This window comes from Paenibacillus assamensis DSM 18201 (assembly GCF_000422445.1).
GTDB classification, from domain to species: domain Bacteria; phylum Bacillota; class Bacilli; order Paenibacillales; family Paenibacillaceae; genus Paenibacillus_B; species Paenibacillus_B assamensis.
Window position 1 is genome coordinate 238585 of sequence record NZ_KE383839.1, and the last position, 12059, is coordinate 250643.

Consider the following 12059-nt stretch of genomic DNA (forward strand, 5'->3'; position numbering starts at 1 on the left):
CAATGCGCTCGTGATAGAAGGGAAGATGTGCCGTGTCGCAACGTTTTGTAAATAGCAGTCATGAGCTGAAAGGAACAGAATTAAGCAATCGCAAGATGTTGTCATATGCAAGTCGATTTCCTCGAGTAGGCTGGTTCTATCCTAGCATGTCGATCATGCTCATGCTTTACGCAGGTACTCAACAAACATCGCTGCTTCTTGCTACCATGGTGTGCATGGGCATTTACATTGCGATATCCTCCGCTGATTTTAATTTCTATTTACTCGTATTTTTGCTACCCTCACTCAGCTTGTTTGTAACGGAACAGGCAGATTCCTCTTTCGCAACGATGCTGTTTTTAGCTGCTCTTGTAAAACATGTTGCTTCAAGAATGAGCAGCATGAAGCTGCACGTAGTCGGATTGCTGGGTGTATTAGGGATTATCCTGCTGGAATTGCTGCATGTGTTCACTTATTTATCGGAATGGATAAATCCGACTGTAAGATGGATTGCACTGATGCTGTATGCTAGCTTGCTTATCATCGATATGAACTTCAAACCCAATTTCAAGCGAGCTGTCTACATGTTTACTTGCGGCATTTTCGTCTCAAGTGGTTGTGGGTTGGTAATGAACATAATCAGTGCGTCGACTAGCGCACCTTTTCGGAGATTCGAGGGTGTAGGTGGGGACCCGAACGGTTTTGGCATGATGGTATTAATGGCTGCTTTTTTCCTATTGCATGTGTACAAGCAAGCACGACAACCTAATATACTACTAATCTATAGCTCTCTTGGATTGCTCCTGCTGGGATTAACAACATTATCTCGGACTTATTTTCTTACCATGGGACTTATGGTGCTTCTGTTGCTTGGCTATATGGCAATGACTTCAGATCGGAATAGTAGAAGGATGCGTTCGAAGATTATCGGAGCGGTTGCGATAGTAGGAGCGGCATTTGCGATCCCGGTTATTCAGTTAGTTCAATCGATTATGAAGCGGATGTCCATTGGAAGCAGCCTGGATACCATGACAGGCTCCCGTTCTTATCTTGCTGAGCAGTATTGGATGGTGTTCAGAGATTCATCATGGTGGGAGTTGTTAGTTGGGAGAGGGATTATTGGCTATTTGCCGCAGAGTCGAATTGCTGTACATGGTCAGCAAATGGGTCCGCATAATACGTATTTAGAGTCACTCGTTGCATGGGGATTGGTAGGAACAGTTTTTTTTGTCGCTTTTGTAATGCTATTGGCTTACGTACAGCGGGTGAAATCTAACAGAAGAGATTTATGTATATTATCAGGTTCAGCAAATACACGATCCAAGCTTAGCTTTCTCGCTTTGCTACCTATCCTCTCCACGATGATCTTTTTGCTGTCTTTGCATTCGCTAGCTATGTATACAACCTACTTCTATCTCGTGCTGCTGGTTATGAATTTGTACTACACAGAACAGGAAAGCACGGAGGTGAAGGATGGTATCATCATCAACAGCAGCGATAGTGCTGTGTCGACTGTACGAGGGAGCGGGCATATATGAGAAGCAAGCTTGCGCTGTACAATCTTTTGGCGAGTCTAGCTTTGCAATTCATTACGGCGCTTGTCGGCATTGTATTGCCGCGCTTTATCATTGAAGCCTATGGCTCATCTATGAATGGAATGATTGCTTCTATTACGCAGGTAATGCGATATTTATCTATCGTGGAAGCTGGGCTAGGAGCTGCGTGTATTGCGGCTTTATATCGCCCGCTAGCGAATAACGACACGAATCACGTAAGTACAATTTTATCAGCGGCACGAGTGCTTTATAACAGAACGGGCAAGTTATTTGTTATGTTCGCTGTAGCGGCAGTGCTGGTCTATCCATTTCTCGTCTACGCTCAAGTTCCTGTTTTTACGGCTGGAGCGATGGTGTTAATTATGACGGGTGGTGGACTGACAGAATATTATTTAATAGGCAAATATCGTGTGCTTCTAATCGCTGACCAAAAAAGCTATATCATTTCACTCATTCAGTCGGCTGGAGTTGTGATCAATGCAGCCGTATGTATATTGCTAATTACGCTTGGCTTTGATGCGCTCGCGATGCAGGCTGCTGCGACGTTTATTTTTGCAATAAGGGCAGTATTTATAAAATGGTACATCACTCGAAAGTATAAGAAGATCAATTATCGGGCAGCACCTGATATGGATTCGTTAAAGCAGCGTAAGGATGTATTCATTCACCAGCTTAATGGCTTAGTTGTATTTGGACTACCACCTATCATCATTACTGTATTTTGTAATCTGCAAGAAGTAAGTGTTTATTCGGTATACAGTATGGTGTTTGTCGCTGTGAACATGCTTGTTTCCTCTTTCACTTCTGGTTTAATGGCGTCCTTTGGGCAATTGTTGGCTAAGGGAGAGGTTACCGTATTGAGGCACAGTTTCAAAAGTTTTGAGTATGTGTTCGGTGTTGTGCTTACTTGGGCGTATACATGTACCGCGCTGCTCCTAATTCCTTTTATTCAAGTGTATACCTCTGGTATTCGGGATGCAGATTATATTCGCTCAGACCTTGCCATTTTGTTCATAGCTGTTGGGGTCGTAAGCAATCTCCGTACGCCGCATCACATGATTGTTCAAGCCGCAGGTCACTTTCGAGAAACGAGAATACCTTCTATTATTGAGGCCGCGATCAGCGCAGCAGCTTCAATACTGTTTGTACAATGGATCGGTGCGGCAGGGGTTTTACTAGGGATGCTGTGTGCTCATCTTTATCGAACGCCAGAGCTTATTTGGTATACGACTAGAACGATTTTAGGGCAATCCCCTGCGTCTGGACTTATTCGAAGTCTCCGGAATTTAGGGTTTGGGGTAGGAGTTGCTCTGTTGTGTTCGTATCTGTTTACCATGAACGTAGGCTCGTTATGGGAGTGGTTCAGTTATGCCGCTATGACAGCAATTGTCGTGCTCGTTGTAGTTGTTACAGGGAATCTGATCTGTGAACCGAATTCAGCTAGAACGGTGTTGGCGAAAGGAAAGACTGTATATCGAGGGATACGAAGTAAATGGCAATGAGCGGGCCCTCATTCAAAGAGGGCTGACTTATTTATTTATGGGACATGTGATATGAAAATAACATGCGTGAGAAAGTTTGCGAGGACTAGGAAAACATGTATCTATAATGCATGTGTTTCGGTGGTAGTGCTTTATTGTGGTAGCCAATACAAGCTGGGTAATGGTACAATAACTTAAACGTTTAAGTTATTGAGAAGAATAGAAATGCAGGCTGGGATAAGTGAACTAGGAGATGAGTAGGTGATTGCTTGAAAAAAGTGACGATTAAAGATATCGCGAAGGAAGCAAATGTGTCTACAGCAACCGTAAGCTACATATTGAACAATGTCCCGAAGCAGACGATTACGGATGAAACACGTTGTCGGGTACTGGCAGCAGCGGAGCGCTTGAACTATGTACCTAATCTCGCCGCGCGATCCCTTGTTAAGCGCAAGACGGGTCTAATTGGAATTTTGATTAATCGCGCTGCGGATGAACCGTGGTGGAGACAGCTGCGTTACGCCGATATGGTGAATCGATTGGAGCAGCTGCTAACCGAGCGAGGTTATCACGTCGTGCTATCTAGTATAGATGCAGAGCAACCGAAAGTAGGCATTATTGCGGAGCGCAAACTGGATGGCGTGTTTTTGTTTGATGTAAAAGACGAACATTTTTATTCGATTTCGCATCACTTTCCCGCGGGGGTGCCTTTGATTGTCATTGATAGCCTGGTAGAGGATACTTTGTTTTATAAAGTTATCCATGATGTGAAAGGCGTGCTAGAAAGCGCACAATCATGGAATGCTGACCATGATTGCTACTATATCATAGAATCTTATTACAATGAGCCTTATGTACGAGCAATTAAAGACTTGATTGGTGTGGCTGAAGATCGAATACATCTGATGGAAGATGAGGGGGGAATGGCTGAATTTATTCATAAGCAGCCTACCGGGAGCAAAGGCATTATTTTCAACGAATTTGTAGGGATGCTCGCTGGTAAATATGTTGACCCGTCTCAGTTGACGATTATTTGCACATCGGGTTGTCCAGAGGTTGTTCCTGCACGAGCCAAGTATGTGTCTGCGGCAGCCAGCAAGTCACAAGTTAGCTTTGAGCTGATGATGCAGCTGCTTAAGCAGGACGCGGAGCTTCCCACAGATAAATATATAAAAGTGAAATGAGGATGGACATAAAAGCAGAGTAAAATCTGTTTTTTATTTCTTAACTTAAACGTTTAAGCAGTGTGTAGGGGAGACTTGATGATGGAATTAGCAAGAGAAGAAGCAGGGATACAGCAGGCGAACACCTCGTTATGGCGCAATCGTACGTTTCTTGGTTTGTTTGCTAGTTATGCGGTTTCCTTGTTTGGAAACATGTTTCATAATATTGCATTAAACTTATGGGTGCTGCAGACGACAGGCAGTGCAAAGCAGATGTCTATCATTGTTATTTCTCACTTAATCGTAGGCGTATTATTTGGTTCCTTCGCCGGGACATTTGCGGATCGGATTGATCGCAGGGGATTAATGATGTTCTCGAACATCTGTCGATTCGTACTTGTTGTAGGAATTGCTTATGTGATGACACAGCCTGTCGTACCGTTCTATGTACTTGTAATATTAACTACTTTAGTAGCATTTGCTGGTGTATTTCATGGACCAGCGTTTCATTCCTCACTTGCGGATATCGTTGGCAAAGAACAGATCCCGCAGGCGATAGGAATCATTAATATCGCGGATAACATCATTCGTGTATCGGGCTTTGCTTTTGGTGGAATGGCGGTTGCGTTGTTTGGCGGCGTTGTCGCGATATTGATTGATGCGGGGGCATTTCTCATATCTACCTTATGCTTATTGGCAGCAGGTCAGTTTCCTCGTAAAAGGGAGCGCAGTGAAGGGCGAAAATCCAGCTTTATTGAAGATTTCCGTGAAGGATTCAAGGTAATATGGCATAATCCATATGCCAAAGCAGGTCTTATCTTAATGCCTGTATTGTCCTGCAGCTTCATGTCATCGTTTATGATTATTCAAGTTATGGCTGTGCAGGTATGGCATGCAGATGGATTTGTATTTGGACTTATTGAAGCATCTATACCTTTGGGCTATTTAATAGGTTCGATAGGAATAATGTCTTTTAGTGAACGTCTTGGTCGAAGAGGATACTGGGTTATAGCTGGAGCAGTTGGGATGGGTCCGATCTTCTATTTGATTGCGCAAGTTAGTTCTGCGGTGGCCGCTCTGCCTTTGATATTAATCATCGGTTGTTTGTTTGCCTTCAGTACGCTCATCATTAATATAATGCTTCGGGTTGAGATCGATACAGCTGTTCAGGGGCGTGTATTTGGAATTCTTGGCTCGATTATTGGTGTTACACCGCCAGTAGGGATCGCGATTTGTTCGGCGATATCCGATCGTTACGGGCCAGTGACAGCGCTTACGGCGAGTGCGATTGCGACGCTGGTGGTGAGTCTTGCAGCAGTAGCTTGGAATAAGCCGATGAGAGAGTATCGGTAGAGGTGAAATAGTGAATTTCAGTAGGTTACATCAAGTAGAGATTTCTGAAACAGCGATTTGACGGGGATCAAAATAGAATATTCCGGTAAAGGAGCTGCTTGCAGCGTATGTTCAGATGAATTATGCAAGTGGTCAACAATGAGCTGCCTGCTGCCGTAAAATATTTGCTGCTAGTTGTAACGATCTAGACAAACCTTTTGGTTTACGTATTGGATAATTAACAATGTTGGACTTATCTTTATTTGGTTATTTATCGGACCAATGTGGAGTAAGGTGAAACATAAAGGTAAAAGCTGTGCTTAATCTAGAAATGGTTAAAGGTATAAAATAAATTTCGTCGCAAAAATGAAATAATTGCACTTATTGTATGATTAAATGATCAAATAAACATTATTTAAAGGCTGTCTTGTCAATGATGATAATATGGAATGCTATACAAATAGTGTCTTTTTTGTAATAATGAAAAAGGCTATGTCAGGGGGATTACATATAAAAATATAAAATGAGTAGTAACGTAGACTCTTCTAAAAATAGGATACAAGGGTGAACGAATGGAAACAGAGACGATAGAGAAAAAGATTGAAGGCTTAAAGAAATTTGAGTATAAGATACAAGGTCTAGGTGGCTGGCTCGTTGTTGTTCAAATTATCATTTATCTCAATCTAGTGCTTATCCCGATTGGATTGCTGGCATTAATGACAGATACGATGCAAGAACAATTCGAATATATTAAGTTGGCATTTCCTGAATATATGTGGTTCATCTGGTTTGGGACCGGAGTCAGTATTATTATGCTCGTAGTATTAATTTGGGCGTTAATTTGTATGTATCGCAAAAAGAAAATTTTCCCTAAATTGATGATTGCTATTTTTATTGCAATTTTTGCAGTTGATTTATTAGAGCCGATCGCGATAATTGCTCTTATAGATGCTACAGGAGATTTGGAGATCTGGAAAGACACGATTCGAAGCGGTTTTTATTGTGCCATTTTCATTCCTTACTTCTTGAAATCAAAACGTGTTAAAAATACGTTTGTGATTTAATTTAGTACATCCTGATATAGCCTGTACAAATAGAGATATGAAAGGGGAAAGATCAATGAGTGTTACTTGTTCGAATTGTCAACATACGACAGACGAAGGCGTGTTCTGCATCCATTGCGGTGCCAAATTGCCAGAAAAGATAGAAGGGGAAGCACGTTCGTCTCAACCATTATCGTCATCTCAGCAAGTTCCTTATGGTGAAGGGCAATTAAACCAGGGGGCGGAACCAACCTCTCATTCTATATTGACGAAAGAGCGTATGCAGAAGGCTAGCGAATCCTCAAAAATGTATGCTAGTTACGTTATGGATAACATTCGTTCGCCTTATCAGCGATTGCAAGCGATATCCCAATCCCATCTTATTCAAGCGCTTATTACGATGGGCATCTATGCTTTACTTATTCCGTTAATTATGTATATTCAACTCCAGTCGAGCATCGGTATGTTTGGTGATGTGCCGTTTTTTAAAACGGTAGTGAAGCCGTTTCTTGGTTATATCGTATTTTTGCTTTTGATTGGAACGATTACGTATGGTGTTATTGTGCTGAATCGTTATCAAGTGAGTTATACAGCGGTTATTGCGCGCTTTGGTACGATACTGCTGCCGTTTGTGGGGTTACTTATTATTGCAATATTGATGTCACTTTTAAGCATTGGGATGTCTATGCTTCCTCTCTTAATCGCTTTTACAGGGGCAATTTTTGTAGCACCTTTGCTTGTATTCCTAAGTTACCATGTGCCCGGTCGTGAGCGAATTGACTTGATGTATAGTATTTTACTTATTATTGTCGGCGCTTATGTGACAATTCGTATCATGTCAGAAGTTTTACTGTCATTTGTAGGTCAACTTCTTAGATTTTAACTAGGGATTATCATTCATTTACTATCTTCTAAAAATGAATTTTTCATAACCAAACAAAAAACGAAGCTCGAGACGGGATCTACGCATCCAAGTCCAAGCTTCGTTTTTTTGTATAGTAATAAGAATACAAATTGACACAATGTAACTTCTACGTGGATAGATTAAGCCCTGTTCTCAAATAGTAACAATACTTACAACGAAACTTGACTGACTAGAAACGAAACAGATGAACAGGGGGATTTGAGTAAAGAATGGAACAGCACATTCCACAACCGAAATCGTTTGGGCCATTAGGCAACCTGCCACAATTGGATCTGGAAGCACCCGTACAGTCATTAATGCGACTGGCTGAGGAATTAGGCCCTATATTCCGCTTGGAATTACCAGGGGGAAGAAAAGAATTATACATAACTGGTCACGAGTTGGTTGAGGATGCTTGTGATGAGACACGATTTGATAAAAGAGTGTGGGCTCCGCTGCAAAAAGTAAGAGCATTTACAGGAGATGGTTTGTTTACAAGTGCGACGACAGAACCGAATTGGCAAATAGCACATAACATTTTGCTACCAAGCTTTAGTCAAATGGCGATGCGCGGTTATCACGAGATGATGTTGGACATTGCTGTACAATTGATTCAAAAATGGCTGCGGCTCAATCCCGATGAGAGTGTAGATGTTGCTGAAGATATGACGCGGCTTACACTGGATACGATCGGGTTGTGTGGGTTTGACTATCGCTTCAATAGCTTTTATCGGGAACAGTCACATCCGTTTATTACGAGCATGACTCGCGCATTGGATGAAGCAATGGGCCAACTACAGCGTCTTAATATCCAACAGAAGTTGATGGTCGTAACAAAGCGTCAATTTCAACATGATATACAAGCCATGTATACGCTAGTGGACAAAATTATTGCAGAGCGCAAAGCACAGGGACAGGCAAGTGGAAATGACCTGCTTGCTCACATGTTGAATGGTCGAGATCCTGAGACAGGTGAACGCCTGGATGATGAAAATATTCGGTTTCAAATTATTACGTTTCTCATTGCAGGGCACGAGACCACAAGTGGATTATTATCCTTTGCCCTATATTATTTGCTGAAAAATCCAGATAAGCTGCGAAAAGCATATGAAGAAGTCGACCGCGTATTGGTCGATGCGGTTCCATCCTATACTCAGGTACGAGAGCTATCCTACATACGCATGATTCTAAATGAATCGTTACGCTTATGGCCAACAGCTCCGGCATTTGCTCTATATGCGAAAGAAGATACGCTGCTGGCAGGTAAGTATCCGATGAAAAAAGGAGATAGCGTCAACGTTTTAGTTCCAATCGTGCATCGGGATACCGATGTATGGGGAGAAGATGTCGAGGTTTTCCGCCCTGAGAGGTTTGCGGATATTAGCAAAGTACCGCATCATGCATTTAAGCCATTTGGAAATGGGCAGCGAGCATGTATCGGACAGCAGTTTGCGATGCAAGAGGCCGTGCTTGTATTAGGTATGGTGTTGAAACATTTTGAAATTATTGACCATACCAATTATCAGTTGAAAGTAAAAGAATCGCTGACATTGAAGCCAGATGGCTTTACGATGCGGGTCCAATCTCGTTCTAATCAAGGATTTACGATTGCAGCAGCTGGGGATTCTCCTGAAGAAAATCGTGCGGGTGAAGCGATATCGAAGAGCAGCAACCTAGTAGAGGGCCACAACACGCCATTGCTTGTCTTATATGGTTCCAATCTAGGTACAGCAGAAGGAATTGCGCGTGAGTTGGCAGATATGGCACGCAATCAAGGTTTCCGCACGGAAGTGGCGCCTTTAAATAACTGGGCTGGCAAGCTGCCTAAGGAAGGTGCTGTATTTATCGTTTCAGCTTCCTATAACGGCAAGCCGCCGAGTAATGCGAGTGAGTTTGTGAAATGGCTTCAGGAAGCTGAACCATCAGAATGCGAAGGTATACGATATGCGGTATTTGGCTGTGGTGATCATAACTGGGCGAGCACTTATCAAGAAGTACCGCGATTTATTGATGAACAGCTGGCTGCAAAAGGAGCAATTCGCCTTACATTGCTTGGTGAAGGGGATGCAAGCGGTGACTTTGAAATACAAGTCGAAACTTGGCGCGAGCAAATGTGGCAGGATGTCATGTCTGCTCTAGGACTGCAATTAAATGAGGAAACGGCTAAGGAAACGAACAATCTAACCGTTCAGTTTGTAAGCGGTATTGTTGGAACACCGCTCGCAGAATCGTATGAAGCGTTCCATGCCAAGATCGTGAATAACCGCGAACTGCAAAGTCCAGACAGTGGTCGGAGTACTCGACATATTGAGATCTCACTTCCAGAGGGAGTTACCTATAGGGAAGGGGATCATATTGGGGTACTGCCTGTAAACCGTAAAGAATTAGTGCTGCGAGTATTGCGTCGTTTTAAGCTGGAAGCTACGGATCATCTTATTCTACGTGCGACAGGAAGGAGTGCTGCACATTTGCCGCTGGAGAGGCCGGTAAGTTTGCTTGATCTGCTAAGTCATAGTGTTGAATTACAGGAGGCCGCTACACGTGCCCAACTGCGTGAACTTGCTTCTTTTACTGTATGTCCGCCGCACCACCGAGAGTTGGAAGTTCTATTGGAGGAAGAGGCGTATAAGACACAAATTAAGCAGAAGCGAGTAACGATGTTAGATCTGCTGGAGCGTTATGAAGCTTGTGAAATGCCATTTGATCGATTTCTCGAGCTGCTGCCGCCACTTAAGGCGAGATATTACTCGATCTCTAGCTCACCGCGCGTGCATGCCGAGCAGGCGAGTATAACGGTCGGTGTTGTTCGTGCACCAGCATGGAGCGGGCAAGGTGAGTACAAAGGAGTTGCGTCGAATTATTTGGCGGAGCGTCAGGAAGGGGATTCGATTGTTATTTTCGTGCGGACACCTGAAAGTGAATTTCAATTGCCGCGCAATACGGAGACACCGATTATTATGGTTGGTCCTGGTACTGGTCTTGCTCCTTTCCGTGGTTTTCTGCAAGCACGGAGCGCAATCCAAAAAGAAGGACATCCGTTGGGGCCCGCTCACTTGTACTTCGGCTGCCGCAGTGAGAGCGACTTTATTTACCATGATGAACTGAAACAATTTGAGCAAGACGGAATTGTTACGCTTCATACTGCGATGTCTCGTAAAGAAGGCGAGCCGAAGATGTATGTTCAGCATCTTATGGCTCGTGATGCAAAGCAGTTGATCCGTATACTTGATGAGGGTGGTCATCTCTATATTTGTGGAGACGGCAGCAAGATGGCACCTGATGTAGAGGCGACTTTGCAGCGTGCATGGGAGGAAGTACATGGAGAGAATGATCGTGAGTCGGCAGCTTGGCTGGAAAAATTGCTGGAAGAAGGACGCTATGCCAAGGATGTATGGTCAGGGATTTAAGTGATACAAGTGTTGTAATCGTAAGATTGATTAGCAAGCACCTTTCCATGCACGTTGTGGAGGGTGCTTTTTAAGTGTTTATTATTAGTGAGATGCAATTATTTATGGATAAACCTGTTCCTATTGGTCAACAGTAAGAAATGGAGTTGACGAAATGAACGGAGGTTTTAGGCGATGCCCGGTGAATTAGAAATATTATTAAGGACGTTATCAGCTGTCGTGGTGCTATTTTTAATGACGAAGCTGTTAGGTAAACGGCAAATTTCTCAGCTATCTTTATTTGAATACATAACGGGGATTACGATTGGAAACTTGGCAGCATATATATCCTTAGACTTGGATGCACATTGGTATTACGGTATTATTTCCATTGCAGTGTGGGTAGGGATGTCCTTACTTGTTGACTTTCTTCAATTAAAAAGCAAAGCAGCGAGGGACTTTATTGATACGAAAACAACTGTACTCGTAAGAGGCGGGAAAATTTTAGAGCATAATTTGCGCAAAGAAAGAATTACTTCTGACGAGCTCATGCAGCAGCTGCGCAAAAATAATGCCTTCAGTGTTGCGGATGTGGAATTTGCGAGTATAGAGCCAAGTGGGGAGATTAACGTACTCCTTACAAAAGAGAATCAGCCACTAACAGCCAAAGATCTTGGGCTATCTGTTCAAAATGAACACGTGCCGCAAATTGTTATTATGGATGGCGAAATATTGGACAAGCCACTTAAGGAAATGGGGCTAGATCGTAACTGGCTTAAAAAGAAGATGGATGAATACGGCGTCAAACAAGATGAAATTTATCTGGCGCAAGTGGATTCCAAGCAAGAGATGTATGTGGATCTGTACGCCGATCATATTAACGTAAACAAGAAAAAAACATCACCGCCTGGTGAATTACTTGCCTTATTGAAGAGATGCGAGGCTGATTTGAAGTTGTATGCGGACAAAACCAAAGACAAGGAGATGAAGCAGCTTCATGAGCGCTTCTCCACGGACTTGGAAAATGTCCTGTCTGAAATGAACCCTATGGCTAAATAGGGGATAATATCGAAATATCGCTATACATCTGTACCCCTGATCATGGTTAAGCAATTGTTTCAGGGGTATTTCATTTTAAAGGGGTCGTTTATTGTCTTCGGTACAATATGATTGCTATATACGCGATATGCTTTAAATCATTTTCACTCCTATGAC

The 12059-nt window shown here is 43.0% G+C and carries 8 protein-coding genes; all 8 read left to right on the forward strand.

All coding sequences use genetic code 11. The annotated features are described in order from the left end of the window. Positions 1-32 precede the first annotated feature (32 nt). On the forward strand, positions 33-1517 hold the full coding sequence (locus H580_RS0121185) for an O-antigen ligase family protein (RefSeq protein ID WP_028596564.1): 1485 nt from the start codon (positions 33-35) through the stop codon (positions 1515-1517). Further along, entirely contained in the window at positions 1514-3037 is a 1524-nt protein-coding gene (locus H580_RS0121190) for a lipopolysaccharide biosynthesis protein (protein ID WP_028596565.1), read from the forward strand. The genes H580_RS0121185 and H580_RS0121190 overlap by 4 nt, the downstream gene beginning before the upstream one ends. Positions 3038-3294: 257 nt before the next feature. Further along, on the forward strand, positions 3295-4200 hold the full coding sequence (locus H580_RS0121195) for a LacI family DNA-binding transcriptional regulator (RefSeq protein WP_211224430.1): 906 nt from the start codon (positions 3295-3297) through the stop codon (positions 4198-4200). Between the two features lie 78 nt (positions 4201-4278). Then, complete coding sequence (locus tag H580_RS0121200) at positions 4279-5532, forward strand: MFS transporter (RefSeq protein WP_051217628.1); 1254 nt, start codon at positions 4279-4281, stop codon at positions 5530-5532. Positions 5533-6083: 551 nt separating this feature from the next. Beyond that, complete coding sequence (locus H580_RS0121205) at positions 6084-6575, forward strand: DUF2569 domain-containing protein (RefSeq protein WP_028596568.1); 492 nt, start codon at positions 6084-6086, stop codon at positions 6573-6575. A gap of 55 nt (positions 6576-6630) precedes the next feature. Beyond that, positions 6631-7437, forward strand: a complete 807-nt coding sequence (locus H580_RS0121210; RefSeq protein ID WP_028596569.1) for a zinc ribbon domain-containing protein — start codon at positions 6631-6633, stop codon at positions 7435-7437. A gap of 251 nt (positions 7438-7688) precedes the next feature. After that, positions 7689-10865, forward strand: a complete 3177-nt coding sequence (locus tag H580_RS0121215; protein ID WP_028596570.1) for a bifunctional cytochrome P450/NADPH--P450 reductase — start codon at positions 7689-7691, stop codon at positions 10863-10865. 174 nt (positions 10866-11039) lie between these two features. After that, positions 11040-11903, forward strand: coding sequence for a DUF421 domain-containing protein (locus H580_RS0121220; RefSeq protein ID WP_028596571.1), 864 nt, complete (start codon positions 11040-11042; stop codon positions 11901-11903). Positions 11904-12059: the final 156 nt, after the last annotated feature.

Bases quoted from the DNA above. Each gene is read 5' to 3' on its own strand.
- H580_RS0121190 (WP_028596565.1), top strand. From the start codon at position 1,514: ATGAGAAGCAAGCTTGCGCTGTACAATCTTTTGGCGAGTCTAGCTTTG.
- H580_RS0121200 (WP_051217628.1), top strand. From the start codon at position 4,279: ATGATGGAATTAGCAAGAGAAGAAGCAGGGATACAGCAGGCGAACACC.
- H580_RS0121205 (WP_028596568.1), top strand. From the start codon at position 6,084: ATGGAAACAGAGACGATAGAGAAAAAGATTGAAGGCTTAAAGAAATTT.
- H580_RS0121210 (WP_028596569.1), top strand. From the start codon at position 6,631: ATGAGTGTTACTTGTTCGAATTGTCAACATACGACAGACGAAGGCGTG.
- H580_RS0121215 (WP_028596570.1), top strand. From the start codon at position 7,689: ATGGAACAGCACATTCCACAACCGAAATCGTTTGGGCCATTAGGCAAC.
- H580_RS0121220 (WP_028596571.1), top strand. From the start codon at position 11,040: ATGCCCGGTGAATTAGAAATATTATTAAGGACGTTATCAGCTGTCGTG.